Source organism: Pseudodesulfovibrio sp. 5S69, from assembly GCF_037094465.1.
Classification (GTDB): Bacteria; Desulfobacterota; Desulfovibrionia; order Desulfovibrionales; family Desulfovibrionaceae; genus Pseudodesulfovibrio; species Pseudodesulfovibrio methanolicus.
Genome location: NZ_CP146609.1, coordinates 3800638 through 3827158 on the forward strand (window position 1 = coordinate 3800638; position 26521 = coordinate 3827158).

General features: G+C 62.3%; 17 protein-coding genes and 1 tRNA gene. 14 read left to right on the top strand and 4 right to left on the bottom strand.

The annotated features are described in order from the left end of the window. Window positions 1–23 precede the first annotated feature (23 nt). Window positions 24–398: a hypothetical protein gene (locus V8V93_RS17765; RefSeq protein ID WP_338667980.1), complete on the top strand. Its 375-nt coding sequence runs from the start codon at window positions 24–26 to the stop codon at window positions 396–398. A gap of 164 nt (window positions 399–562) precedes the next feature. On the opposite strand, the gene V8V93_RS17770 is transcribed toward V8V93_RS17765, so the two are convergent. After that, window positions 563–2041: a B12-binding domain-containing radical SAM protein gene (locus V8V93_RS17770; protein WP_338667981.1), complete on the bottom strand. Its 1479-nt coding sequence runs from the start codon at window positions 2039–2041 to the stop codon at window positions 563–565. A gap of 403 nt (window positions 2042–2444) precedes the next feature. Between V8V93_RS17770 and V8V93_RS17775 the strand changes: the two genes are divergently transcribed. From V8V93_RS17775 to V8V93_RS17785, 4 genes are all read left to right on the top strand, one after another. Continuing rightward, complete coding sequence (locus V8V93_RS17775) at window positions 2445–11216, top strand: GH36-type glycosyl hydrolase domain-containing protein (protein WP_338667982.1); 8772 nt, start codon at window positions 2445–2447, stop codon at window positions 11214–11216. 927 nt (window positions 11217–12143) lie between these two features. Beyond that, on the top strand, window positions 12144–13103 hold the full coding sequence (locus V8V93_RS17780) for a site-specific integrase (protein WP_338667983.1): 960 nt from the start codon (window positions 12144–12146) through the stop codon (window positions 13101–13103). 208 nt (window positions 13104–13311) lie between these two features. Next, window positions 13312–13515: a helix-turn-helix domain-containing protein gene (locus tag V8V93_RS19530; protein ID WP_422394380.1), complete on the top strand. Its 204-nt coding sequence runs from the start codon at window positions 13312–13314 to the stop codon at window positions 13513–13515. A gap of 3 nt (window positions 13516–13518) precedes the next feature. Beyond that, entirely contained in the window at window positions 13519–14706 is a 1188-nt protein-coding gene (locus tag V8V93_RS17785) for an integrase (protein ID WP_338667984.1), read from the top strand. A gap of 76 nt (window positions 14707–14782) precedes the next feature. Here the strand turns inward: V8V93_RS17785 and V8V93_RS17790 are convergent. Then, window positions 14783–14858 (bottom strand) — tRNA-Ala (locus tag V8V93_RS17790). Between the two features lie 136 nt (window positions 14859–14994). Between V8V93_RS17790 and V8V93_RS17795 the strand changes: the two genes are divergently transcribed. The 3 genes from V8V93_RS17795 to V8V93_RS17805 are packed head-to-tail and all read left to right on the top strand — an operon-like array spanning window position 14995 to window position 17293. Then, window positions 14995–15993, top strand: coding sequence for an ABC transporter permease (locus tag V8V93_RS17795; protein WP_338667985.1), 999 nt, complete (start codon window positions 14995–14997; stop codon window positions 15991–15993). Beyond that, window positions 15990–16832, top strand: coding sequence for an ABC transporter permease (locus tag V8V93_RS17800; protein ID WP_338667986.1), 843 nt, complete (start codon window positions 15990–15992; stop codon window positions 16830–16832). Before V8V93_RS17795 ends, V8V93_RS17800 begins: the two co-directional genes overlap by 4 nt. Further along, entirely contained in the window at window positions 16829–17293 is a 465-nt protein-coding gene (locus tag V8V93_RS17805) for a GNAT family N-acetyltransferase (protein WP_338667987.1), read from the top strand. Before V8V93_RS17800 ends, V8V93_RS17805 begins: the two co-directional genes overlap by 4 nt. On the opposite strand, the gene V8V93_RS17810 is transcribed toward V8V93_RS17805, so the two are convergent. Then, window positions 17290–19602 carry a response regulator gene (locus V8V93_RS17810; protein WP_338667988.1) on the bottom strand — a complete coding sequence of 771 codons (2313 nt, stop codon included), beginning with the start codon at window positions 19600–19602 and terminating at the stop codon, window positions 17290–17292. The genes V8V93_RS17805 and V8V93_RS17810 overlap by 4 nt on opposite strands. A gap of 197 nt (window positions 19603–19799) precedes the next feature. Here V8V93_RS17810 and V8V93_RS17815 point away from each other — a divergent pair, with 197 nt between their 5' ends. From V8V93_RS17815 to V8V93_RS17840, 6 genes are all read left to right on the top strand, one after another. Then, complete coding sequence (locus tag V8V93_RS17815; protein ID WP_338667989.1) at window positions 19800–21023, top strand: alginate lyase family protein; 1224 nt, start codon at window positions 19800–19802, stop codon at window positions 21021–21023. A gap of 39 nt (window positions 21024–21062) precedes the next feature. Then, on the top strand, window positions 21063–22685 hold the full coding sequence (locus tag V8V93_RS17820) for a DNA repair protein RecN (protein WP_338667990.1): 1623 nt from the start codon (window positions 21063–21065) through the stop codon (window positions 22683–22685). A gap of 128 nt (window positions 22686–22813) precedes the next feature. After that, window positions 22814–23407, top strand: a complete 594-nt coding sequence (locus tag V8V93_RS17825) for a MarC family protein (protein ID WP_338667991.1) — start codon at window positions 22814–22816, stop codon at window positions 23405–23407. A 104-nt stretch (window positions 23408–23511) separates the two neighbouring features. After that, window positions 23512–24204 carry a substrate-binding periplasmic protein gene (locus V8V93_RS17830; protein ID WP_338667992.1) on the top strand — a complete coding sequence of 231 codons (693 nt, stop codon included), beginning with the start codon at window positions 23512–23514 and terminating at the stop codon, window positions 24202–24204. A 47-nt stretch (window positions 24205–24251) separates the two neighbouring features. After that, window positions 24252–25013 (top strand): acyl-[acyl-carrier-protein] thioesterase, encoded by a 762-nt coding sequence (locus tag V8V93_RS17835; RefSeq protein WP_338667993.1) that lies wholly within the window; start codon window positions 24252–24254, stop codon window positions 25011–25013. Continuing rightward, a complete protein-coding gene (locus tag V8V93_RS17840; RefSeq protein ID WP_338667994.1) occupies window positions 25010–25441 on the top strand; it encodes a GNAT family N-acetyltransferase in 432 nt (143 codons plus the stop codon). Before V8V93_RS17835 ends, V8V93_RS17840 begins: the two co-directional genes overlap by 4 nt. Here V8V93_RS17840 and V8V93_RS17845 read toward each other — a convergent pair. Beyond that, window positions 25431–26426, bottom strand: a complete 996-nt coding sequence (locus V8V93_RS17845) for an HD-GYP domain-containing protein (RefSeq protein ID WP_338667995.1) — start codon at window positions 26424–26426, stop codon at window positions 25431–25433. The genes V8V93_RS17840 and V8V93_RS17845 overlap by 11 nt on opposite strands. Between the last annotated feature and the right edge of the window lie 95 nt (window positions 26427–26521).

The following is a 26521-nucleotide window of genomic DNA, read 5'->3' on the forward strand; positions in this document are numbered from 1 at the left end:
TGTCAACGCAACAAGGAGAGCATATGAGCACTCAATTATCATTCACCAAGCAGGAGCAGGGAGCCCGTAGTCGGTTCCGCGAGTTGCTGACCCAGGCCGAATCAACGGAAGACGTGAAGAAGTTCTTCTATCAGACGGTGCGGGATCTACTCGTGGACGTCTGCGACTCGCTACCCGTTTTCAACATTCCAGATGTGCAACTCGACTTGAGTCGGGGCGAGGGCTACTCGCTCTCGGACCGCCTGATGGACGAGGCGGACCTGAGCAACCTGATGCACGGTTCCGACCTGGATGACATCCTGAGGCGCTTGTCGAAAAACGCATGGAACCGTTACCACCAATTGGAAAAGAATCCGGCCAGGAGCGAGCAGAAGATCTTCCCCATTCCGGGCAGTTGATCCGTCCATCCCCAGGGGGCATCCGTGCCTCCCGGGGAGGTGCCGTACCGCTTTTTCCCTTGTGATTCGGCTTGTCTACTCTTTGGCCATTCGTGTGTGAGCTCCATCTGGCAATCGCCCTCGACGGGCCGAAGGAGGAGTCCGGTCCTGCCCCCCCTGCTGCCTCACACACCCATGATGCGCTGGGACACCCGTGCAAAATGCAAGCCCTGAATCGCCATTTCAACCACGGCGGAGAGGGCTTTCGGCTTGGTCAAAAGTGTTTTCAGCACCAGCTTCCAGTAGAGGATGCGGGCGGGTGAGGCAATGCCGACAGCCCACATGCTTTTCAAGAAGGCCTGAACATCCGTCCGGACCATTTTTCCCCGTGCCGTGGGTGCGTAGGAAGAGAGAAACGTGCTGATCCGGTCATAATATTTCCTTGGAGAGTACAGCTCTCCCACAAGTTTCTTGTATCCATCCAGCAGGGCTTCACATCCCATGCGGGGATCGAAGTTCACGCAGGCGTCGGTATTCTCTCCGCTCAATTCGCCAAGCAGTCTCCCTTCGGATTTGAGCCGAGTCCATAATCTCGTATGCGGCATCGCGTTAAGAACCCCGATCATGGCCGTCACGACCCCGATCTCCTGAATGAATCTGAATTGCTGCCCGAAAATCGACGAGGTGTCGTTATCGAAACCCACGATGAAGCCACCCATCACCTGCATGCCGTGTTGGTGAATATGACGGATCGCCGAGCTGAAATCGGTGGTGACGTTCTGCTTTTTCCCGCATTCGACCAGGCTTTCCGTGGATGGCGTTTCAATGCCGATGAAAACCTTGTGGAAGTTCGCCGCGCTCATCATCTCCATAAGTTCATCGTCCTGCGCCAGATTCACGCTGGCCTCGGTCATGAGCTTGAAGGGGTAGTGGTGCAGCCTCTGCCATTCGGCGAGCCTCGGCAAGAACTCCTTCACCCGGACGATGTTCCCGATGAAGTTGTCGTCCACGATAAAGACGGACTCCCTCCATCCGGCATCATACAGACTTTGGATCTCCCGCATCATTTGATCGGGATTTTTGACGCGAGGGCGGCGTCCGTTCATGGCCACAATGTCGCAAAACTCGCAATCAAAGGGGCAGCCTCTGGAATACTGCACCGACATGGAGATATAATCCTTCATTCTCAACAGGTTCCACGCGGGGATGGGCGTGAGGGCCAAATCGGGGTGTTCGGAGGACGTGTAGTGTTTCTTTGCCACGCCTCGTTGGAAGTCATGCAGGAATTCGGGCATGACGGTTTCCGATTCGCCGATGATGAAATGATCCACTTCGGGAAACTGCTCCAGATGCGACCTGAAGGCCGGGCCTCCCGCGATCACGGTTTTTCCGGCCTCCCTGGCGCGTTTCATGATTTTTCTCGCGCTGGGAAGCTGCACCAACATGGCGCTGACCATGACAACGTCCGCCCATTCGAGGTCGGCGTTTTCCAGAGGGGCGACATTCGTGTCAACCAGATGTTTTTCCCATTCCACGGGAAGCATGGCGGCCACGGTGAGCAAGCCGAGCGGAGGGAAGGCCGCCTTTTTTGACACAAAAGACAGTATGCTTTTGAAACTCCAGAATGTATCCGGATAGGCAGGGTAGACAAGAAGAGCGTTCATAATTTTCACCTCATACTTACAATACCCCTTTCAGCGTAATTCACAATCATATTTATATTATTCTTTGGCATCGAGATTATATTTGTGAACATACTGAAATTTTACGAATCAATACTTGCCGTTGCATCATTTTTTGAGTCAAATGAAGATATTTGCAATAGTTGTACTATCTGCGGCCGAAAATTTGCGCTATTAATTATAGTGCTCGGACACTCGCGCCTTCCCGGACGTATTTTATCGTCATGCCGTCCTGGCCGGTAGGAATTCCTTCCATGTCCGTATCAAACCTTCACCCAAAATTTGCATCAGGCTCCGAAAGTGGTTTCGCTGGTCCTTCCCATCGGCCAGCCCTGTTTCAATCCGCACGAACCCCGCCACTGTTTCGGCAGCAGGAGATATTGATATGGGCATGGGCTACAAGAACATGGGCGACAGGCTTTCCGAAGTCTGGTCCCGTCTGCGAGGAGCAGTCCGGGGCGCGAAGAGCGCGAAAGAGGAACCGTCCCTGCGCTCCACACTGTTCAGTTCTGATCAGATGGAGCAGCACGGCAAGATTCTTGCGAATTCACACAAGCTGATGACAAGGCGTTCCAAAGACCGCCTGCTTGGGCGGCTGGCAGAAAACCAGACCGTGCTGTTCGATGTGCATACGCAACTCACCGATGACGTGAAGAGGGGACGCCGGATTTCCCCAGCCGGGGAATGGTTGCTGGACAACTTTTATGTGATCGAGGAACAAATCCGCACTGCCGAGCTTCACCTCCCGAAGGGCTACAGCCAGGAGCTTCCGTGCTTGGCAGCCGGCGCCTCGGCCGGTTTCCCGAGGGTGTACGACCTCGCCCTGGAAAGCATTTCCCACAGTGACGGACAGGTTGCCCCGGAGAGCCTGAAAAGTATCGTGGTGGCGTATCAGTCCGTGGTCCCTCTGAACTTGGGCGAACTCTGGGCCATTCCGATCATGCTGCGCCTGGCGCTCATCGAGAATTTGCGCCGGGTGGCCGTCCGTATCGCCCGTCACAGAGCTGACCGCAACCGCGCCGAAACCTGGGCCGACCGGATGACAGGAGTTGCCGTCAAACGGCCGCAGGATCTGATCCTGACCATTGCCGACATGACTCGTTCCAACCCGCCCCTGGTGAGTTCATTCGTGGCCGAACTTTCGCGCCGTCTGCAAGGCAAGGGACCGGCACTGGCCCTGCCGTTGACCTGGATCGAGCAGCAGTTGTCCGAAACCGGCCTGACCATCGAGCAACTGGTGTATCTGGAGAACCAGCAACAATCCGCCGACCAGGCCTCCACGAGCAACAGCATAGGCAGCCTGCGCTTCCTCGGCGTTATGGACTGGAGCGAATTCGTCGAGTCCACGAGTCTCGTCGAGAAAGTCCTGGGCGAGGACCCTGTCAAAGTTTACGGCATCATGGATTTTGCCACGCGTGATCGCTACCGCCACGTGGTGGAGCAAACGGCCAGGAGGAGCCCCTTCTCGGAGGTTGAGGTCGCGGGCCGGGCCATCGGCTTGGCCCGGGAGGGCGCGGCCCTGAATGGCGAAGAGTCCCTCACAGCCCATGTCGGATACTATCTAATAGACAATGGCTTGGGCCAACTTAATACATCGGCAAAAGTGCGCAACTCGACGGTTGAATTCCAGTCCTCACCGGGCAGTCGGCTTCCACTGCTGCTCTATGGCGGCGGGATCCTGTTCTTGTCGGTACTCTTCGCCGGAGGCTTGGCTGTCAGGGCGCAGACCGATGGCTTGCACGGGTATGGACTGGCTCTGATGAGCCTGCTCTTGCTTGTCTGCACCAGCCACTTGGCGGTGGCCCTGGCAAACTGGGTGGCAACCCTGCTGACCGCGCCGCACGCCCTGCCGCGTCTGGATTTCTCCAAGGGTATTCCAAACGACCGGCGTACCCTGGTCGTCATCCCGACCATGCTTGCCAGCGTCCCGGCCATCGAAGGTCTGGCCAAGGACCTGGAAGTCCGTTTTTTGGCCAACAGGGACAAACACCTGCATTTCGGTCTGCTGACGGATTTTCGCGATGCAGCCGAGGAGATACTGCCCGACGACGCTTCCCTGCTGCTTTTGGCCCGACAACGCATAGAGGGGCTGAACAGACGATACCCCAGCGCGACGGGCGACATTTTCTTCCTGTTCCACCGGCCGCGCAGCTTCAACTCCCAAGAGCGAACCTGGATGGGCTATGAGCGCAAACGCGGCAAGCTGGCGAGCCTGAACGGCCTGTTGCGTGACGGTTTGTCAGCGCCCTTTTCCCTCATTGTCGGCGATGCAAGCGTCCTGCGCGGAACGAAATACGTCATCACCCTGGACACCGACACGCAGTTGCCCCGTGATAGCGCCCGGCAATTGGTGGGCGCCATGGCGCATCCGCTGAACCGTCCCCGCTACGACGAACATGCCCGGCGGGTGATCGGCGGCTACGGGATTCTCCAACCGCGTGTGACCGCCAGCCTCTCCGGAACCAACCGGTCTCGCTATGCGCGCATGTGCGCCAGCGAGATCGGCATTGATCCATACACACGGACGGTATCCGACGTGTACCAGGACCTGTTCGGTGAAGGGTCGTTTATCGGCAAAGGTATCTACGAGGTCGAGGCCTTCGAGCGGATCCTTGGCGGATGTTTTCCGGAAAACCGTATTTTGAGCCATGATTTGTTGGAAGGTTGCTATGCCCGGGCCGGACTCCTGAGCGACGTGCAGTTGTTCGAGAATTACCCCTCCAGCTACGGCGAAGATGTGAAACGGAGAAAACGTTGGATTCGCGGCGATTGGCAAATCGCACGATGGCTGTTGCCCGGCGTCCCCGGTGCCGACGGCTGTCGGCGGAAAAACCCTCTCTCGCTCCTGTCGCGGTGGAAGATCCTGGACAACCTGCGGCGCAGCCTGACCGCTCCTGCACTGGTCCTGCTTCTGTTGGTGGGGTGGACTGTTCCGGCTTCCGCATGGTTCTGGACCCTGGCCGTGTGCGGCATCATTCTGCTGCCTTCGGTCATCGCTGCGGTGCTGAATGTGTTGCAAAAACCCATGAACCTGTCCCTAAGGCAGCACCTCGTCGCTGTAATGGAACTGCTGCCCAAACATTTCGCCCAAGCGGTATTCGCCCTGGTCTGCCTGCCCCATGAGGCATTCTACAGCCTGAATGCAGTGACAAAGACCACCTGGCGGACACTTGTCACGCACCGGGGACTCTTGGAATGGGAGCCTTCGGGCGAAGAGACGGGGAAAGACCGTATGGACCTCGTTGGCTCGTACCAAACCATGTGGTTTGGACCATTCCTTGCCGTGGCCACCGCACTCGCCACTGCTGCGGTCACCCCGTCCGTATTGCTCAAAACCTGGCCGGTATTGGGCCTCTGGTTTCTCTCCCCGGCCCTGGCATGGTGGCTCGGTCAGCCGCTCACCCGCCGTACGGAGCGGCTCACGGAAGCCCAGACCCTGTTCCTGCGCAGGATAGCCCGCAAGACCTGGCGCTTCTTCGAAACCTTCGTCGGCCCTGAGGACAACTACCTGCCGCCAGACAACTTCCAGGAACAGCCGGAAGCCGTCATTGCACACCGCACCTCGCCCACGAATATGGGCCTGGCCCTACTGGCCAATCTTTCCGCGTTCGACTTCGGCTTCCTCTCTTGCGGACAGATGATGGACCGCACCTCGCGGGCTCTGAAAAGTATGAAGCGGATGGATCGGTACGAGGGGCACTTCTTCAACTGGTACGACACCCGAACCTTGCAACCACTTATGCCACGCTATGTATCCTCAGTCGACTCGGGTAATCTGGCCGGACACCTCCTGACTCTGCGGGCAGGTCTATTGGCCCTGACCGAAGAGAGGATTCTCTCTCCCCGGCTGTTCGAGAGCCTGAACGACGCTCTGGGTATAGCCCTGCGGGAACTCCCCGGCGACCTGCCAGCCACTGCTACGTTCCGTATGGACTCGTTGCGTCGGGATGTGGCCGAAATCGCGATCAACCCGCCCGACACCCTGACTGCCACGCGACAGTGCCTTGATAGGCTGATGGCATCGGTGGCGGCAGTAGCCGATAGCCGGGATTTCCAGACCACTGACCCTGACAATCCGCTACAGTGGTGGCTCCAGGCCTTTATCGGGCAATGCCGGGATGCTCTCGGCGAACTGGACCTGCTGACCCCTTGGGCGGCGTCTACCCAGGAATTCCCCGAAGAATTGTCTTTTCTGGACAAAATTCCGACGTTGGGTGGGCTCGCCGCATTGGAAGCCCGATTCGGGAACGTCGTAACGACGACGCAGGCAATAGAAATGAGGGATATGATCAGTGCGGCCTGCCGACATGCCAAATCCAGAATGGGACGTCTAAACGCACTCGCCCAAGAATGTGACGCGCTGGCCCGGATGGAATACGGGTTCCTGTACGACGAGACGCGGCACCTGATGGCCATTGGCTACAATGTGGATGAACGCCGCAGAGACCAGAGCTTCTACGACCTGCTAGCCTCGGAGGCGCGGTTCGCCACCTTTGTAGCCATCGCCCAGGGGCAGTTGCCGCAGGAGAGCTGGTTCGCCTTCGGGCGGTTGCTCACCTCCGCCGGAGGAGAGCCGATTCTGCTCTCCTGGAGCGGCTCCATGTTCGAATACATGATGCCCAACCTGGTCATGCCCAGCTATGCGAACACTCTGCTCGACGAGACCTGCAAGGCAGCAGTGGCCCGCCAGATCGACTACGGCCGGGAAAACGGTGTACCCTGGGGAATTTCGGAATGTGGCTACAACTCCATCGACGCGCACCGGAACTACCAATACCGCGCTTTCGGGGTGCCCGGCTTGGGGCTCAAGCGCGGCCTGACCGAAGATCTGGTCATCGCGCCTTATGCCACGGCTCTGGCGCTTCAGGTTGCCCCTCATGAGGCCTGCAACAACCTTGAGCGTCTGGCAAAAGAAGGTCTCGAAGCCTGTTATGGCATGTTCGAGGCAGTTGACTACACGCCGTCGCGCCTGCCGCGTGGCCAGAAAAGCGCCGTGGTCCGGTCCTTTATGGCCCACCACCAAGGCATGACCCTCCTGGCCCTGGCCGAAAAACTGCTTGGACGCCCGATGCAACGGCGTTTTCAGTCGGACGTACGTTTTCTGGCCACACTTCCACTGCTTCAAGAACGTATTCCCCAATCGGCGCCTTTCTTCGCCCACACCACGGAACTTGCCGAGCGTCACCAGCCAGTCGGAGCCACGACCGCGTCCATGCGAAACTACAATACTGCTGACACGCCGAGCCCTGAGGTGCAGTTGCTCTCCAACGGCCGTTATCATGTCATGGTCACCAACGCAGGCGGCGGTTACAGCCGCTGGGGTGACATCGCCGTGACCCGCTGGCGCGAAGACCCCACCCGCGACAACTGGGGGACATTCTGCTACCTGCGCGACGTGGACAGTCGTAAGTACTGGGCCACCACCCATCAACCGACGATCAAGCATTCGAAGCATTTCGAAACGATATTCTCGGAAGGCAAGGCCGAATTCCTGTGCCGCGAACAGAACTATGACGCGCATACCGATATCGCCGTCTCGCCCGAGGATGACATTGAACTGCGCCGTCTGCGCATCACCAACCGCGCCCACACACGCAGAACACTCGATATAACCAGCTACACGGAAGTGGTCCTGGCACCGCAGGCGGCGGACGCTCTGCATCCGGCCTTCAGCAATCTCTTCGTACAGACTGAGATCCTCCCCGGTAACCGAGCCATCCTCTGTACCCGCAGGCCCCGCTCGCAGGACGAAAATCCGCCGTTTATGCTCCACATGATGGCCGTACGCAAGTCCGTGGGCACGGACGCGTCCTGCGAGACAGACCGTATGCGCTTCATCGGCCGGGGCAACACCCCCGCCGCCCCCCTGGCGCTGCATGTACACAGCGACAGGCTCTCGAACAGCGAAGGGACTGTACTCGACCCCATAGCCGCCATCCGTCAACGCGTCCCTCTTGATCCGGGAGAGTCCGTGGTCGTCGACATGATCTTCGGCATCTCGGAAACCCGCAAAGGGGCCCTTGGCCTGATGGATAAATACCAGACCCGGCGCATGACCGATCGCGTCTTCGACCTGGCCTGGACCCACAGCCAGGTCCAACTGCGCCAGTTGAACGCCTCGGAGGCCGAGGCGCAGCTCTATGCGAGATTGGCCGGTTCAATCCTCTACGCCAATCCCGCGCTCCGGGCCGAAGCGAGCGTCCTCATTAAAAATGCCCGTGGGCAATCCGGGCTCTGGGGCTATTCCATTTCCGGCGATCTGCCCATCGTGCTGTTACAGATCGAGGATGCGGCCAACATCGATTTGGTGCGCCAACTGGTTCAGGCTCACGCCTATTGGCAGCTCAAAGGGTTGGCGGTGGATCTGGTGATCTGGAATGAGGACCACGCCGGATACAGGCAGATTCTCCATGACCAGATCATGGCGCTCATCGCCGGCGGCCCCACGGCAAACCAGACGGACCGCCCCGGAGGAATATTCGTCCGGCCTGCAGACCGCATCGCTGAAGAGGACCGTACCTTGTTCAAGGCCGTGGCCAGCGCCGTCATTTCCGACGCACGGGGAACCTTGGCGGAACAAATCGGAGGTCACAGCCTCGTGAGGACAACTACACCTCGGCTCATTCCGACACGCCCCTTGCGTGCAGCCCCCCCCGCCGTTGTCCCGCTGCCACGAGAAGATCTGAGCTTCTCCAACGGCTTGGGCGGCTTTACCCCGGACGGCAGGGAATATGTCATTACTACGGCCCAGGGACAACGGACGCCCACCCCCTGGATCAATGTGCTGGCCAACCCGGACTTCGGTTCTGTTATCTCCGAAAGCGGCATGGGCTGCACATGGAGTGAGAATGCCCATGAATTTCGCTTGACTCCTTGGAACAACGATCCGGTCAGCGATTCACAGGGCGAAGCCTTTTATATTCGCGACGAGGAGCGAGGCCATTTCTGGTCGCCCACGCCTTTGCCCTGTCGCGGGACCACTCCTTATGTTACCCGTCACGGTTTCGGATACAGTGTCTTTGAGCACGTCGAGCGAGGCGTCGCCAGTGAGCTGTGGGTCTACGTGGCCCTTGATGACGCCGTCAAATTCGCGGTGCTGAAAGTCCGCAATGAATCGGGTCGGGTACGCAGGCTTTCGGCCACAGGCTATGCCGAATGGGTGCTGGGAGATTTGCGCGGCAAGACCGCCAAGCACATTGTCACTAAAATCGATCTGAACAGTGGTGCGCTTTTGGCCCGCAATTCATACAATACCGAGTTCAGCGGCCGGACGGCTTTCTTCGATGTAGACGAAACCACGCGCACCGTGAGCGGTGACCGTGCGGAATTCATCGGCCGGGGAGGTACGCTGGAGGCACCGGCCGCCATGGCGCGCACCCGGCTTTCCGGCAGGGTGGGGGCCGCCCTTGATCCCTGTGCGGCCATTCAAGTGGCTTTTGACCTGGAGGCCGGGCAGGAGCGAGAAATCGTCTTTCGGCTCGGCATGGGGCGCGACGTTGCTGACGCCAGGCGCCTGATCGAGCGTCACCAGGGACCGAGCGCCGCTCGCATGGCCCTGGACAAGGTCTGGCAGCACTGGACGCACACCTTGGGGGCAGTGCATGTTGAGACGCCGGACCATGCATTCAATGTACTGGCCAACGGGTGGATTCTGTATCAGACCCTGTCCTGTCGCCTCTGGGCGCGTTGCGCCACCTACCAATCCGGCGGCGCATTCGGTTTTCGCGACCAGTTGCAGGACTCCATGGCCCTCATTCACGCCCGGCCGGAGCTCGTGCGCAACCATTTGCTGCTCAGCGCCAGCCATCAGTTCGAGGAAGGCGACGTGCAACATTGGTGGCATCCCCCGACGGGCCGGGGCGTGCGCACCAAGTGCTCCGACGACTATCTCTGGCTGCCGTACGCCGTGACCCGCTATGTGCGCGCCACCGGAGATACCGGTGTGCTGGATGAACCTGTGGGTTTTCTGCAGGGCCGAAAGCTGAAGGAGGACGAAGATTCCTATTATGACCTGCCGGAAAGGTCCGAAGAAATGTCCACCCTATACGGACACTGCACACGAGCTATCGAACACGGCCTCCGCTATGGCGCGAACGGCCTACCACTGATGGGATCAGGTGATTGGAACGACGGTATGGACCTTGTGGGCCGGGACGGCAAGGGCGAGAGCGTGTGGCTGGGCTTCTTCCTTTTTGACGTACTCAACGAGTTTGCCGCAATTGCCGACTCCCATGGCGACGCCTCCTTCGCCGAGCGATGCAGCTCCGAGGCTGCGGCACTTCGCGGCAGTATCGAGGCCAATGGATGGGACGGCGAGTGGTATCGCCGCGCCTATTTCGACGATGGCACGCCGCTCGGGTCCTCGTTGAATCCGGAGTGCCGGATTGACGCCATTGCCCAAAGCTGGTCCGTGCTCTCCGGGGCCGGAAAGTTAGAACGTTCACGTCAGGCCATGGAGGCTGTGGATCAGCACCTGGTCCGCCGCGAGCAAGGACTGGTGCAGTTGCTGGATCCTCCTTTCGACACCTCCCCGCTCAATCCCGGGTACATCAAAGGCTATGCTCCGGGGTTGCGGGAAAATGGCGGCCAGTACACGCACGCAGCGGTCTGGGCGGCCATGGCCTTTGCTCGGCTCGGCGACACTCGTCGTGCGTGGGAACTTTTCGGCATCATCAATCCCATAAACCATGGACTCACGGCCGAGCAAGTTTCAACTTACAAGGTTGAACCCTACGTCATGGCAGCGGATGTCTACGCGGTATCCCCCCATGCAGGCCGGGGCGGTTGGACTTGGTACACCGGCTCTGCAGCCTGGATGTATCGTTTGATGTTGGAATCGCTTCTGGGCCTCAGACTTGAGGTGGACCGACTGCATTTTTCACCCTGTCTGCCGTCCGAATGGGAAGGTTTCACCATACATTATCGCTATCGGGAAACGGTATTTCACATCCAGGTCGTACAGGTCTCCGAAGAAGAGGGAGAATTGAGCGTGACCCTGGACCGCACCCCGCAGCGGGACGGCTGCATTCCCCTGACGGATGATCGAAAGGAGCACTGGGCCGAAGTGCTGGTGCCAATTTCAAAGGCAAGCCCCCGGGCGGCAGAGTCTTTCATGAACGGGAACACCCCGGAAAAACCGCCGAATGCAGCCCTGTAGCCAGAGGAGTAGCTCCCACTGTATTGGATCGCTGATCGGGCTCCCTAACGCCTGGCGGGCCAAGCCAACGGAACTCCTTCTCTAGAGAGCCGTCCGGCTTTTCAACGATCGATTTTATCAATTTATTAATACCATGATACACCTAACCACCGGTATATTATTTTGTTGTCCCGTGGAGTCTGATTAAACCTCATTGAATGAAGCTTCTCACCACACAGTGCAGATTCAATGGTTCAAAATCCCTTGAGCCGGAGTCGAACCCGCCATCCCTCTCGCCGTCGCCTGCGTGGATCACGACGCAAGCAAAGTTGCCGGGGCAAGGCCGTCCGGCGAAGACGGACGCCCGAAGGGCTTGGCCTTGCCCCGGCGGCTGCTTGCGTCACGCTCGCGAAAAAACGGCGGGGGGGTAGGAAGATATCCTACCGCCGGAGCTTGCGCGAAGGTTTTGCGACGTCATATGGTTGGGCATATCCATCGGATAATTCTGTAACCAGAAGGAGGTAAAACGTATTGACGCGCGTCATAAGTTCGTGACGAAGTCCGAACTGATGACGCATGAAGAAGCCTTGTGCTTCAACGATCCACGCGCCGTTTTCCAAACAAACGGCCATTTCCAAATCCAAACACGCAGGCTGTAACGCAGCACCCGCCGATGGTGGAATGGCAAGTATCTACGCTTGTCATTGCCGCACTTCCCCTACGGCTGCCATCCAATCCGCAAGACGTACGCGCTTGCGGGGCAGCACCCCTTATTGACTGGGTCTTTCGGAATCTTCTTCCAATGGGAAACGGGCATTCATTCTTCCCTTAGCTGGTGATGCGTGGCGGGTTTACCGCCACAGGCAGGTCTTTCCCGGATAACGGGAAAAGTCCGATCTGCTTGGCCCCGGGGCGCTGCCCCGAACCTTTAACGGAAGGAGAATCCCAATGGGAAAATCCGGCAGCCTCAAGTATGGGATCAACCGGGCAACCTTGTCCGGCCCGAAATCGAAACAACACCGGATTCGCCAGACGGCCCACCACTTCGTCAAGGTCTTGCGCCAGGCGAACATGGGAGCCCAAAAGTGGACCAAGGTGACAAACAAACATTTCCAGCGGGTGGCGGATGCCATGCGCGCGGACGGCGTGGGTGACGGCAGGATTGCCGAAGTCTTCAGCGCCGCACGCCACATCTGCCGTGCATACGGAAATAACCACATCAGCAAGAACAACGCGATCTTCGGGGTCAGACGCGGGTCCATCGCCAATGCGACATCCCGTGCAGTGAGCCCGGAAGTCATCCAAGACACCCTGACCCGCATGCGGAACGACACGTCGTATCCGCAGGCGGGTCGGGCAGCGGCACAAATCGAGCTAATGTATGAGCTCGGGCTGCGTCGGGAAGAATCGGCCAAGCTGGACTTGCCCAATGACTGGAATCGCGACGAGCACAGTCTGCTCGTCCAGTACGGGACCAAAGGCGGCAGACCAAGAGCCTTGCTCAACCTGTCGCCCATGCAAGAAGCAGCCCTTGAACGGGCGCAGGAATATGTGTCCCCTTCAGACAGGAAAGGCGTCAACAACCTCATGCCCGAGCATATGGGCGACAACTGGCTGCATCGGTTGGACTATGCGGCCAGAAAACACGGTCTGACCGGCAAAGACGCAGGGGGAACCCTGCACGATCTCCGTCACGAGCGCTTCCACCAAATGTACGTGGAGCATACTGGCTTTGAACCGCCCAACCAGCACGACGACGTTCAGGTATTTCAAGCAGCAGCATACGATGCCGCCGGGGAAAAATGGCCCCGGCTCGACAATGAAGCACGTGATGAGATCGAAGACACGGCAGGACATTCTGCCGGAAGACGTGACGTATCGAACGCCTATCTTGGCAGTTCCTATTAGCAGAAGCCCCGCCTTTTAGTGCGGGGCTTCACTTTTTTCATTCTTTTCTCTCCGAGCCCCCTTCCGACGTTTGACTTTTATTTCTCCTACGGTGTCAAACTGGACTGTTGGCTGAGTTTTGACGAGCAACTTCAACCGAAGGGGAAGTGGAAACGGGTACGCTACGGCGGTAGGAGGCTTTACGTTCCGTTCCTATGAGAACCACACCATGTCCGATGCATCGACTCTTTTGACCATCAGGGAAGTCGCCTGCCTTTTGCGGGTCCACCGTGCCACCGTTTCGCGCCTGATCGGGGCTGGCGCCTTGGGTCATATCGCGATAGGATCACGAAAGCTGGTTCTGAAAACAGACCTGCAAGCGTTCATTGAAAATCGAAGAAGCTTGGCGGCGAACAGTCCGAAGGGAGAATAGCTTATGGCTACTGTCACCATCGCGACCCGTTCGCTGAAAAAGGGAAAAGCGTACGTCATTCACTTCAACAACCCGGAAACGGGCAGGAAGGAATACCACAAGACGCTAAGACGGAAAGACCTGGCCCAGGAAGAAGCCAACCGGCTTCGCACCCTGCTCGACAGTGGCAGATTGCCGACCAAGGAAACTCGGCAACCGAAGCAGCAGTCCCTGCCCACTTTTGGGCAAGCTGCCCTGCTGTGTCGGGACGAATGGGACCGAAAGCTCGGGGAAGGAAAGATATCCCAGGCGAGCCATGCCGGGTACGGCTACCTGCTGGCCCCGGTCCTGAAGGGATGGAAGCACACCCTGCTCCATGACCTCAAGGAGGAGACCATTCGAGATTACCGCATCGGCATCGCCGAACAGACCAAGGCGAAGCTTGTGGCCAAGGGCGAAAAAGGCAAGAACTGCAACGTATTGGCGAACCGCCGATTGTTTGTCATCAAGCAAGTGTTCGCACAGGCCGCGAAGCAGGGTTTGATCGAAAAAGACATTGCGCGGGACATCCCATACTTGTCGGAGAAGGCCAGTGAGCGCAAGAAGGCCCAGAAGCCCCTCGAAATCGAGAAGCTGCTGGCAGCGGCCCATCAGCGCAGGGCGAAGCACTACTTGCCCCTGGCGATCCTGCTGGCGGTCGAGCACGGGTGCAGCACCCAGGAAGTCCTCAGCCTCAAGTGGGCCAATGTCGACCTTGCGGAAAACCACATCACGTTCCACCGCACCAAAAACGGGGTGACCCGAACCCACCGGATTATGCCCCGCACCCGCAAAGCACTCAAAGCTCGTTTGGAGCATGTGACCCGACACCGAGAAAAACGGGGCGTGGCGACCAAGGGCGATTTCGTGATCGGCAACATGGACGGCACCCCGTTCAGGTCCATCAAGGCCGCGTGGGAAGGGCTGTGCAAAGACCACGACTTCGACGACCTGCACTTCCACGATCACCGCCACACCTATTGCACGAACATGCTGAAGGCAGGCTGCACGCTCAAGGAGACCAACGTCATGATCGGGCACAAGACCCTGCGCATGACGGACCGGTACAGCCACCTTGAAGGCGTGTTGGAAGACGGTCCGCAAGATCGTCTGGCCGCGCGCTACGCCATGACCGGCACCGAAAACAGTCGGTCGGAAGCGGCGGACACATAGCGGACATATTCCTGAAATCCGCCATCAGGCACGAAAAAGGGTTCCAAGTATTCACTTGAAACCCTTAACTTTCTTGTGGTGGAGCTGGAGGGAATCGAACCCACGACCTCTTGAATGCCATTCAAGCGCTCTCCCAACTGAGCTACAGCCCCACGTCGTTGGGTGGAGGGTAATTATCCAAGGGGCGCGCGGATGTCAACTGAAAAAATGGGCGGGTGGCCTTGTGGATTGATTCGGGGGCGGTCTTGCAGTAAGAAATGAGGACTGTTGGAATCATTAGGAGAATCAATGGGCCAGGTCCTCAAGAAAATTCTGATTAAGCTGTTGTGGGTGGGCGTGGTCTTTCTGGGGATCACGGTCATCAGCTTCTGGGTCATCCACCTGGCCCCCGGTTCGCCCACGGACCTGCAGACCACGCTCAATCCCGAGGCGGGCGTGGAGGCGCGCCTCCAGCTCGAAAAGCTCTACGGCCTGGACCAGCCCCTGCACGTGCAGTACGCGGGCTGGCTGAAGCGCCTAGTGCATCTCGATTTCGGCCAGTCCATGTCCGGCGACCACCGGCCTGTCTGGGACAAGATCAAGGAGCGGCTGCCCCTGACCTTCGGCATGAACGTGGCCTCCCTGATCCTGACCCTGCTCATCGCCGTGCCCATCGGCGTGGCCGCGGCCTGGTGGCGCGGCGGGGCCTTCGACAAGATATCCACGGTCATCGTGTTCATCGGCTTCGCCATGCCCGGCTTCTGGCTGGCCCTGCTGCTCATGCTCTGGCTCGGCATCAGTTGGCCCATCCTGCCCATCTCCGGCCTGACCTCCATGGGATTCTCGGCCATGTCCGGGCCCGAGCAGTGGTGGGATGTGACCAAGCACCTGATCCTGCCCATCTTCATCTACACCTCGGGCTCCTGGGCGGGCATGTCCCGGTTCATGCGCTCGTCCATGCTCGAGGTCCTGCGCCAGGACTACATCATGACCGCACGGGCCAAAGGGCTGTCCAGCCGGGTGGTCCTGTTCAAGCATGCCCTGCGCAATGCGCTCATGCCGGTCATCACCATCCTCGGCCTGTCCGTCCCGGCGCTCATCGGCGGCTCGGTGATCATCGAGTCCATCTTCGCCCTGCCCGGCCTGGGCCAACTCTTCTACCAGGCGGTCATGGCCCGGGACTACCCGCTGATCATGGGCTCGCTGGTGCTGGGCGCGGTCCTGACCCTGGCGGGCAACCTGCTGGCCGACGTGGGGTACGGCCTGGCCGACCCGCGCATCCGCGTGGGCCGGGGGAGGGGCCGATGAAACGCCGTCCGCTCAAGCGCGTCTCCCCATGGACACGGCACGCCCTGCTGGTCCTGGGCGCACTCATCGTCGGGGTCATGTCCTTCGGGGCCGTGTTCGCCCCGCTCCTCGCGCCCTACGACCCGAACTTCATCAACGTGGACGCCCTGCTCCTGCCGCCTTCCGCGGCCCACCTCATGGGCACGGACGCGCTCGGCCGCGACGTGTTCTCGCGCATCCTCTACGGCGGGCGCGTCTCCCTGTGGGTCGGGTTCGTGGCCGTGGGCATCGCCACCTCCATCGGCGTGGTCTTGGGGCTCATCTCCGGCTATTTCGGGCGGATAGTGGACGAGATCATCATGCGCGGAGTGGACGTCATGCTCTGCTTCCCGTCGTTCTTCCTGATCCTGGCGGTCATCGCCTTCCTGGAGCCGAGCCTGACCAACATCATGATCGTCATCGGCCTGACCGGCTGGATGGGTGTGGCCCGGCTGGTCCGCGCCGAGACGCTGTCCATCCGCGAGCGGGACTATGTTTTGGCCGCCCGCGCCGCCGGGGCCGGGTCCAGGCGGATCATCTTCCGCCACATCATGCCCAACGCCATGGGCCCGGTGCTGGTGTCCGCCACGCTCGGCGTGGCCGGGGCCATCCTGACCGAGTCCTCGCTCTCCTTCCTCGGCCTGGGCGTGCAGCCGCCCGACGCCTCCTGGGGCAACATCCTGATGGAGGGCAAGGAAGTCCTCGGCATCGCCTGGTGGCTGTCCGTGTTCCCCGGCCTGGCCATCCTGGTGACCGTGCTCGGCTACAACCTGCTCGGCGAATCCCTGCGCGACCTGCTCGACCCGAGGCTCAAGCAATGATCACCATCCGCCCGGCCTCGGCCCGGGACGAAGCGTGCATCGCGGGGATCATCCGCGCCTCCATGCTGGCCAGCTATGCGCATTTTCTGCCCGCGCACCAATTTCAGAAGATCCTCGACATGGACCGGCCCGCCCAGGTGGCCCGCGAGAACGGACCGCGCTTCAGCGTGGCCGAGGTCGACGGCGTCCCGGCCGGCGCCATGCTCCTCAAGGAAGACTACGTGGACCATCTGTGGGTTCGCCCGGAGTTCATGGGGCAGGGGGTGGGCTCCGCCCTGCTCGACCACGCCGTGGAGCGCGCCCGCGAAGCCGGGTTCGGCCGCCTGACCCTGGACTGCCTCGAAAAGAACGTGAAGGCGCTGGCCTTCTACCGGGCCAAGGGGTTCACCGTGGAGCGGGCCTACGTCGCCGACAACTACCTGGTGGGCGAGGACGTCCGCCTCCTGGCCAAGCCGCTCTAGGCGGACGGGCCGTCCCCCTTCGCCCCGGCCAGGAGCCGGTTCATGACCCCGGTCAGCCGATCCAGGTCCACGGGCTTGGGCAGATAGTCGTCGGCCCCGGCATCAAGAAATATCTCCCGGTCCCCGGACATGGCGAAGGCGGTCAGGGCCACGATGGGTATGTCTGCGTTCCGCGTTCCGGCCCGACCCTCGCGGATGGCCCGGATGGCCTCCACCCCGTCCATGACCGGCATCTGGATGTCCATAAGCACCAGCCCGAAATCTCCCTCTTCGAGTACGCGCAGGGCCTCGGCACCGTTCTCCACGCCCACGGCCGCGAAGCCTATCTTTTCCAGGTACGCCCTGACCGCCATGCGGTTGACCGGCTCGTCCTCGGCCAGAAGCACGGCGCATTCGGCGCCCGTCCGGCAGACCGGGGCCGGCCGGTCCATGACTACCGCCGCGTCGCGGCCCAGCAGCCCGAACGGCAGGCAGAAGTGGAAGGCCGTGCCCAGGCCGAGGCGGCCGGCCCCGTCCACGCTCCCGCCCATGAGGTCCACCAGGCGGCGGACGATGGACAGGCCGAGCCCCGCGCCCTGAAACCGCCTGCCGTAGCCGATGTCCGCCTGCATGAACGGTTCGAAGAGTTCGTCCATATCCGCCTCGTCCATACCGATGCCCGTGTCGGACACGGCGAAGAGCACCCGGCAGGCGGCCGGGTCCGGGACCGGCAGGGGATAGGCCTCGACCTCCACGGTCCCCGCGTCCGTAAACTTGACCGCGTTGCCCACCAGGTTGTTGACCACCTGCTGGAAGCGCACCGCGTCGCCCACCACCACGTCGGGCACGGCGGAGTCCACGTGGATGTCCAGGGTAATGCCCTTGTCCTGGCAGGAGGGGGCGAAGAGCTGGCCCGCGCAGGCCAGTGTTTCGCGCAGGCGAAACGGTCCCTCGCTCAGGACCATCTTGCCGGACTCGATGCGGGTCAGGTCGAGGATGTCCCCGAGAAGGTCGGTCAGCCTGGACACGGACTGCACGGCCAGGTCCACGTACTCGGCCTGCTCCGCGTCGAGGTCGGTGCCCTGGAGCAGCCGGTGCATGCCCACGATGCCGTTCAGCGGCGTGCGCAGCTCATGGCTCATGTTGGCCAGAAAAAACGTCTTGGCATTGTTGGCGGCCTCGGCCCGTTCCTTCTGCTCGGCCAGCTCGGCCTTCCGGTGCAGCAGGTCGGACCTGGCCAGATTGAGCTTCTCGACCATGCGGTTGTAGGCCTCGCCCAGCTCCAGAAACTCGGAGGGCAGCCCGTCCATGCCCACCCAGGAGTCGGAGCGGCCCAGACCCAGATTGTCGAAGGCGTGGCGGAACTGCTCCTTGGCCGTGTCCAGGAGGTCGTCCCGGCACAGGACCGTGACGCACAGCCAGTCCATGCAGTGCAGGTCCGCCCAGCAGACGTGATAGTCGTCGCCCCCGGTTCCCACGGCCCTGCTCCCCTGGCGCCGTTCCAGGAGTTCCCGGAGGTCGAGCCCGGCAAAGGCGGGGTGCAGGTCGCCGAAGGAGACCACGGACCGCTCGCCCTTGGCCATGTCGTCCACCACCACGCCCCGGCTGGCCGCGATGACCATGCCGTCGCCGCCGACTACGCAGGTCAACTGCGAAGGGTAGGCCGGGGCCAGGACCGAGGCGCGGACCAGGTTGTCCACGCGCAGGTCGATGGACCACAGGCCGATGAACTCGTCGTTCTCGTAGATGGGGATGGACGCGGCGATGATCAGCCCCTGCCCGGCGTAGTCGATGTGCGGCGGGGACCAGCGGACCAGCCGCTCGGGGTTGGCCTCCGGGCGGACCGAGGCCCAGGTGTGGTATTCGGACCACCGGAAATCCGGGGTGATGGCCGTGATCTGGTCAATGTAGGGATATTGCAGGGCCGTGTTGGCCGCGTCCTGGTAATAGACCCAGACCGTGCCGGGCAGCCGTTCATGCAGCGTGCGCAACAGGTCGCCCATGTTCCGGTGGCAGAAGAGCCGGTACCGGGCGTCCGGGTCGTCGATCCGGTCCGGGGGCCAGGAATAGCTCATCACGCCCTCGGGCAGCCTCCCCTCGCGGAAGGCCTTGAGATTCGGCAGGCTCAGGAAGAACCCGTCCTCGCCCACGGCGAACCCCTCGCGCGCGAGCCAGGCGCTGATCAGGGCCGGGTCGCGCGGCGTGATCTGGAACAGCTCCAGGGTATGGCACGCCAGGTAGTGCAGGGTGTCCTTGACGCGGTCCAGCTCGCAGGCGATGACCCTGGCCACGATCCCCAGCCGCGTCCGTATGCGTTGCAGTTCGAGCATCAACCGTCCCTCCGCGCGGCGGCCCCCCGTCCCTTGCGGCAATCCTCCACGCTGCCTCCAAACTACCCCCGGCCCGGCCCCGGCGACATTATTATTCGGACCGCGCCGCATGCCCCCTTTCCCCCGGAGGCGCGGTAAGGTATACGGAATCATCGTCCGGCATCCGCTCCCCGGTCCGGGCCACACGAGGCAATGCCATGATCCGACGTCCCTTCCCCTGCCGAACCACCCTGCTGGCCGTGCTGCTGGTGTCCTGCCTGACGGCCCCGGCCCTGGCGGGCGTAAACCTGCCGCGGACCATCGTGCTCTCGCCCGAGGCGCTCTACCGTTCTCGGCAGCGGGTCCTGGCCCGCGAAAGGACCGTGCGCGCGGCCATGGCCGCGCTCAAGGCCGATGCGGACGCGGCCATGAAGGTCCCGGTGGAGCCGGTCACCGCCAAGCCGCGAAGCGGTTCGGGCCTGCCGGTCCGGGACTACCGCTCCCTGGCCCCCTACTGGTGGCCCGACCCCGCATCGCGCACCGGACTGCCCTACGTGCGGCGCGACGGCGAGCGCAACCCCGAGGCCGACTCGGAGCGCTATGACCGGGGGCGGCTCACGCGCATGGCCAGGGCGGTGCGCACCCTGGCCCTGGCCTGGTATTTCACCGGCAACGAACTCTATGCGGCCAGGGCCTCGGCCCACGTGCGGGCCTGGTTCTGCGACCCGGCCACGCGCATGGTCCCGAGCCTGGAGCACGCCCAGAGGCGCCCCGGCCACGACCAGGGCAACCGGACCGGGATCATCGAGACCGCGGCGCTCATCCCCGTGTGCGACGCCATCCGGCTCCTAGAGCCGTCCAAGGCCTGGACCCGCGCGGACTCGCGCAGGACGCGGGAGTGGTTCGGCCAATACCTGGGCTGGCTCCTGCGCAGCGAGCACGGCCGGGCCGAAGCCGCCGCCCTCAACAACCACGGCACCTGGTTCGACGCCCAGGTGGCGGCTTTCGCCCTGTTCCGCGAAGACCGGGAACTGGCCCGCGAGGTGGCCGGGCTGGCCGGCAATCGGCGCATCGCCACCCAGATCCTGCCCGACGGGTCCATGCCCCGCGAGCTGGCGCGCACCCGGCCGCGCCACTGCGTCTTCTTCAACCTGGATGCGTTCATGGTCCTCGCCTCGGTGGGGGAGCGGTGCGGCCTGGACCTGTGGCACTGGGCCTCGCCCACGGGCCAGTCCATCCGCAGGGCCCTGGACCGGAACGGGCCGCACCTGGACCCGGCCGACCCCCTGCCCGGAACCCGCGCGGCCGACTTCGACCCCTACCCGTACGTTCCCCTTTTCCGCCGTGCGGCTCTGGTGTATAACGACACACGGTATCTCGACTATTTGGTCCCGCTGGACGAGGAGACCCTCGCCCGCGAGACGTCCTTCATCGCGTACTGACTTTAACTATCGATCCCCGGCCCCCGGAGGCACCACCACATGCTCGAACTGCTGCGCATCCGAAACCTGGCCCTCATAGAGGACGCGGAACTGGAGTTCTCGCCCGGCTTGAACGCCCTGACCGGCGAAACCGGCGCGGGCAAGTCCTTCATCATGCGGGCCGTGGACTTCCTCATGGGCGAGCGCATGGACAAGAAGCTCGTCCGCCCCGGCGCGGACAAGGCCACGGTGGAGGCGCTCTTCGTCCTGCCCGAAGGCGAAACCGTGATCCGGCGCGAACTGTCCGCCGAGACCGGCCGCAGCCGGGTGTACGTCAACGACACCCTGTCCTCCCAGCCGACCATCCGCGACATGGCCGCCCGGCTGGTCATCCACACCTCCCAGCACGGGCAGCAGAAACTGCTCTCCCCGGCCTTCCAGTCCGAGATCCTCGACTCCTTCCTGCCGGACCAGTCGCTGCTGGCCGCACGTAGCGACCAGCTCGCCGTGCTCAACGATGTACTTGAACGCAAACGGCGCCTGTCCGAAAAGTTCGACGATCTGCAAAAACAACGGGAGTTCCTCGAATTCCAGAAAAAGGAAATCGAGACCGTGGACCCGCAGCCGGACGAGGAAAACGAGCTCGAAGAGCGCAAGAAGATCCTCAAGGACCGCGAGCGGGCGGGCGAATGCCTGCAGAACGCCCTGGACATCCTGCACGGCGAGGTCGGCCTGCTCGACGCCATGACGCTCCTCAACCGTGAAATGGAGATCGTCGCCCGACTCTTTCCCGGCTTCGAGGAGGACCGCGAGGCCATCGAGGACCTGCGCATGCGCCTGCACGACATGGACTCCCGGCTGCGGCGCGGCCCCTCGGATTTCGACGACGACGATCCCATGTCGCTGGATGACATCGAGGCGCGGCTGTTCGAACTGGCCAAGCTCAAGCGCAAGCTGCGGCGCGGCCTGGACGAAATCGTTGACATGAAGGCCGAAATCGACGAAAGCCTCTCCTTCCTCGACGCCTGCGCCCTGGACATGAAGAACCTGAGCCGCGAGGAGGACCAGGCGGCCGCCGCCCTCAAACAGACCCTGGCGAGCCTCAACAAGGCCCGCAAGAAAGCCGCCGGGGAGCTGGCCATCCGCATCGTGGACGAGTTGACCGACCTGGGCTTTTCCGAGCACGTCAAGGTCCACTTCGAATTCGACGCGCGCGAGCTCTACCCCGGCTGCGACGACATGCGCGGCCGGCTCATGTGGGTGCCCAACCCGGGCCAGCCGGCCCAGCCGCTCGACAAGATCGCCTCGGGCGGCGAGCTCTCCCGGTTCCTGCTCGCCCTGGTGACCATGCGCGGCCACGGCAACGCGGACGGCGAGGAAAAGGACGCCCGGCCCTCGCTCATCTTCGACGAGGTGGACGCGGGCATCGGCGGCCTGACGCTCAACTCCGTGGGCAGGAAGCTGCGCGCCCTGGCCGACCGCCAGCAGATGCTGCTCATCACCCACTGGCCGCAGCTCGCCCGCATGGCCGACCGCCACTTCCTGATCAAAAAGGAGGTCGTGGACAACGCCACCTATACCCGGTGCGAGCGGCTTGACGCCGATGAAATCAAATGCGAACTGGCCCGCATGGCCGGAGGCGGCGAACAGGGCGCGGCCCTGGCCGAGAAATTATGTAAGTAGGGGATGATGCCTCCGGCGCTGGGGGAAGGGGAGGGAAAACCCTTTGGAAAGGGTTGTTTCCTCCCTTCCCCAGCCCTCCATCCCTCCTTTTCCTAAACTTTTTGGGTGCGTTTCGCGCGGGGGATGTTGTGACCAACCTTTTCATTTCGCTCTACATAAAGTGGTTCTTCCTGTTGACGCCGTTCTTCGTGCTGTCCGTGTTCCTGTCCATGACCGAAGAAATGGACAAGCCGGAGCAGCATCGGCTGGCCATTCGGACGACCATGGCGGTGCTGGTCATTTCACTGGTGCTTTATTTCGCGGGCAATCCGATCTTTTCCACCTTGGGGATCACCCTGGACGGGTTCCGGGTGGGGTCCGGGGCGCTGCTGTTCCTGTCGGCGGTCTCGCTGGTCTCGGGCAAACGGCAGCGGCCCGAGCCGGACGACGATTCCGACGTCGCGGTGGTCCCGCTGGCCATGCCCATCACCGTGGGCCCGGCGACCATCGGTACCCTGCTCATCCTCGGCGCGGAGCTGTCCGGGGCCGAAGAGAAGCTGACCGGTGCGGGCGCCCTGGTCTGCGCCTGCCTGTCCGTGGGCGTCATCCTCTTTTCCGCATCCAGCCTGAAACGGATCATCGGGCGCATGGGCCTCAACGTGCTGACCAAGATCACCGGCCTGGTCCTGTCGGCCATGGCCGCCCAGATCGCGTTCACCGGCATACGCAACTTCCTGTCCTGATACCGGACGGATGCGGACCGATCGGCGCTGACTCCGTGCGCCTTCGCGCCGTCCCGCGCGGGCCCATGGACCTCCGCCCGGAATCGGTGTATGCTTACAATCGCATGCGTATCGTCCTGCTCTGCATAATGGCCCTGCTCCTGGGCTCCCCGGCCCTGGCCGGTGAGTCCCTGGTCCTGGGCTACGGCGGCGGGGCCCTGTCCCTCGGCTCGCTCAAGGTGCTCAAGGAGGCCTATGGCCGAATCGGCGTCCAGGTCCGGGGCAAGCGGCTGCCCGCGGCCCGCTCCCTGGAGATGGCCGAGGACGGCCTGGTGGACGGCGAGGTCAACCGCATCAAGACCATCGAGGAGCAATACCCCCACCTCATACGCATCGACGTGCCCGTCAACCTGCTGGAGGGGGTCGTCCTGACCTGCAACACCCGCATGGAACACGTCTCACCGGAGGCCATCCGCGACCTCCACCTGGGCATCAAGATCGGCAACCGCTACGCCGAGATGCTCACCGACGGCATGCCCAGCGTGACCAAACTGCCCCAGGAGAAGAAGCTGATGGCCCTGCTCCTGGAGGGGCGGCTGGACGCCCTGCTCGTGGACCGGGCATGGGCCGAGGCCGAGATGGCCAAGCCGGGCATGGGCTGCCTGCGCATCAACGAACCGCCCCTGGTGGTCGTCCCGCTCTACCACTACCTGAACCGCCGCCACGCCGCCCTCGCGCCCCTGATCACCGGCGAACTCAGGGCCATGCGCCAGTGCGGGGAGATCGACCGCATCCTGGGCCTGGACAAATCGCCCTGACGCGGCCCCTTTACACCCGGCGCAAACTCCCCTAGAAATTGGTTGCTATGACAACCGAATCCCCCCTGACCTTCGAACACGGCTACGACATCCGCTCCTACGAACCGCGCCCGGACGGCCGCGTGTCCGTGACCGCCATCTGCAACCAGTTGCAGGACGTGGCCTCGCGCCATGCCGACACCCTCGGCTTCGGCCACCGCGACCTGGAACAGAGCGGCCACTTCTGGATCCTGGCCCGTCTGCACCTCATGGTCGACCGGCTGCCCGGCTTCGGCGGGCGGACCGACATCCTGACCTGGCCCTCGGGCAACGAGCGGCTGGTGGCCCTGCGCGACTTCCTGGTCCTCGACCAGGACGGCCCCATGGGCCGGGCGACCACCTCCTGGGTGACCATGAACACCAGGACCCACCGCCCGGACCCGCCCCAGACCGTGCTCCACGAGCGGTTCATCCCGGACCGTGAGCACGCCCTGACCTTTCCCACCAAGGCCGTGACCCGGCTCAAGCAGGGCGAGCACCGCGCGACCATCACGGCCAGGCGTTCGGACATGGACATCAACGGCCATGTGAACAATGTGAAATACCTGGAATACTGCTTCGAGGCCGTGCCCGCCGAGTGGATCGCCGACAACCGCTGCCACGGTGTGGACATCCAATTCCGCAGCGAGTCCTTTCCCGGCGACGAGTTGGTCTCGGAATGCGCCAAGGCCGAACCGGACCAGTCCATGGACACCTTCCTGCACGGCCTGACCCGCGTCTCGGACAACAAGGAGATCGTGCGCATGCGCTCCTGGTGGAAGCGGCCATGACCACGGACATCGTTCTGACCTTCGCGACCGAGGGCATCGACTGGGCGGAGGCCGCGTCCGTCTTCGAACGGGCGCCGCTGGGCACGCGCGAGCCGGACGTCCTGCGCCGGACCTTCGAAAACAGCGACCTGACCTGTTTCGCCTGGGACGGCGCACGGCTGGTGGGCATCGCCCGCGCCCTGAGCGACCTCACGGTCCATTCGGTCATCTACGACCTGTGCATGCTCCCTGAATGCCAGGGCAAGGGGCTGGGAACACGGATGATGGAGGCCATGCTGGAGCGCCTCGGCACGCCGGGAGTGGTTCTGTGGTCCGTGCCGGGCAAGGAGCCGTTTTACGCGCGCCTGGGGTTCAAGCCCATGCTCACGGCCATGGCCCGTTTCGAGGACCCCGAGCGGTCCGCGGCTGGCGGCTACATCAGTCTGTGACGCGCTCGTCCATGACCTTGGCCAGCAGCGCGGTCAGGGCATGGTCGTACCGCTTGCCGTCCCCGGAGAGCAGGCGCACGGCCTCGGCCATATCCCGGGCCGAGCGGTGGGGCCGGTCGCCGACGATGGCCGAAAAGGAGTCGGCCACGGCGCAGAGCCTGCCCATGGTGGTGATGTTCTTGTCGAACCGCCGCGCCGGGTAGCCCGAACCGTCCAGCCGCTCGTGGTGCTGGTCCATGCACTCCAGGATGACCGGGTCCTGTATCTTGAGCCGCCGTACCATGTTCAGCCCGGCCTCGATGTGCCGCTCGATGGACTCCCGGTCCCGCCTGACCAAAAACTGCTCCTTGTCGCGGATGAATTTCGGGACCATGACCATGCCCATATCGTGGAGCAGGAGCCCGAGGATCAGGCTGATGAGCACGGTCTTCTCCACCTTGCCGCCGGTCAGGCGCAGGTACAGGGCCAGGCCGATGAGCATGGTGTTCACCGAGTGCACGGCCAGGTCGTAGTCCCGCTCCAGGGTGTGGGTCAGGAAGGCCACCCGGCTGGGGTCGATCCAGACGTACTCGGCCAGGATGGCGACGTCCTTGCGCAACGCTTCGAAGGTGTCCTCGCGCGGCTGGTTCAGAAAATCCGCCATGCGGTTGCGGAAAGCGATGAAAAATATCTCCGCCACCTCCTGGGGCTGAAACCCCTCCTCCACCAGCAGCAGGCCGAGCTTCCTGCTCAGGTGCTCGGCATATATGCGGTAGTCGTCGCGCAACAGGTAGAGCAGCCCCTCCTCGGCGAAGCGGGCCACCTCGGCCTGCCCCTCGCGGGAGAGCCGCTCCCCGCCGCGCAGGTAGCGGCCGGTGCGGCCCACGGCCGGGTCGAAGACGTAGAGATCCACCGGGGGCCTGAACTTGGGGAAACTCGCCAGGATATTGGGACTGATCTGCAGATAGGTCTCGGAAAGGGAGCCGGGATCGGTGTGTTCAGCCATGCAGTTACCTTGTTTGGGTCCGTCAACGGAAGTTCTATACCCCGATTTTCTCCAGTTTTGAAGGGTTCAAACGCGCCGGAAGGCCAAAAAAAGGC

What these genes read in the sequence shown, in the direction of transcription:
- V8V93_RS17765 (WP_338667980.1), top strand. Translation starts at nt 24, where the DNA reads ATGAGCACTCAATTATCATTCACCAAGCAGGAGCAGGGAGCCCGTAGT.
- V8V93_RS17770 (WP_338667981.1), bottom strand. Translation starts at nt 2,041, where the DNA reads ATGAACGCTCTTCTTGTCTACCCTGCCTATCCGGATACATTCTGGAGT.
- V8V93_RS17775 (WP_338667982.1), top strand. Translation starts at nt 2,445, where the DNA reads ATGGGCATGGGCTACAAGAACATGGGCGACAGGCTTTCCGAAGTCTGG.
- V8V93_RS17780 (WP_338667983.1), top strand. Translation starts at nt 12,144, where the DNA reads ATGGGAAAATCCGGCAGCCTCAAGTATGGGATCAACCGGGCAACCTTG.
- V8V93_RS19530 (WP_422394380.1), top strand. Translation starts at nt 13,312, where the DNA reads ATGTCCGATGCATCGACTCTTTTGACCATCAGGGAAGTCGCCTGCCTT.
- V8V93_RS17785 (WP_338667984.1), top strand. Translation starts at nt 13,519, where the DNA reads ATGGCTACTGTCACCATCGCGACCCGTTCGCTGAAAAAGGGAAAAGCG.
- V8V93_RS17795 (WP_338667985.1), top strand. Translation starts at nt 14,995, where the DNA reads ATGGGCCAGGTCCTCAAGAAAATTCTGATTAAGCTGTTGTGGGTGGGC.
- V8V93_RS17800 (WP_338667986.1), top strand. Translation starts at nt 15,990, where the DNA reads ATGAAACGCCGTCCGCTCAAGCGCGTCTCCCCATGGACACGGCACGCC.
- V8V93_RS17805 (WP_338667987.1), top strand. Translation starts at nt 16,829, where the DNA reads ATGATCACCATCCGCCCGGCCTCGGCCCGGGACGAAGCGTGCATCGCG.
- V8V93_RS17810 (WP_338667988.1), bottom strand. Translation starts at nt 19,602, where the DNA reads ATGCTCGAACTGCAACGCATACGGACGCGGCTGGGGATCGTGGCCAGG.
- V8V93_RS17815 (WP_338667989.1), top strand. Translation starts at nt 19,800, where the DNA reads ATGATCCGACGTCCCTTCCCCTGCCGAACCACCCTGCTGGCCGTGCTG.
- V8V93_RS17820 (WP_338667990.1), top strand. Translation starts at nt 21,063, where the DNA reads ATGCTCGAACTGCTGCGCATCCGAAACCTGGCCCTCATAGAGGACGCG.
- V8V93_RS17830 (WP_338667992.1), top strand. Translation starts at nt 23,512, where the DNA reads ATGCGTATCGTCCTGCTCTGCATAATGGCCCTGCTCCTGGGCTCCCCG.
- V8V93_RS17835 (WP_338667993.1), top strand. Translation starts at nt 24,252, where the DNA reads ATGACAACCGAATCCCCCCTGACCTTCGAACACGGCTACGACATCCGC.
- V8V93_RS17840 (WP_338667994.1), top strand. Translation starts at nt 25,010, where the DNA reads ATGACCACGGACATCGTTCTGACCTTCGCGACCGAGGGCATCGACTGG.
- V8V93_RS17845 (WP_338667995.1), bottom strand. Translation starts at nt 26,426, where the DNA reads ATGGCTGAACACACCGATCCCGGCTCCCTTTCCGAGACCTATCTGCAG.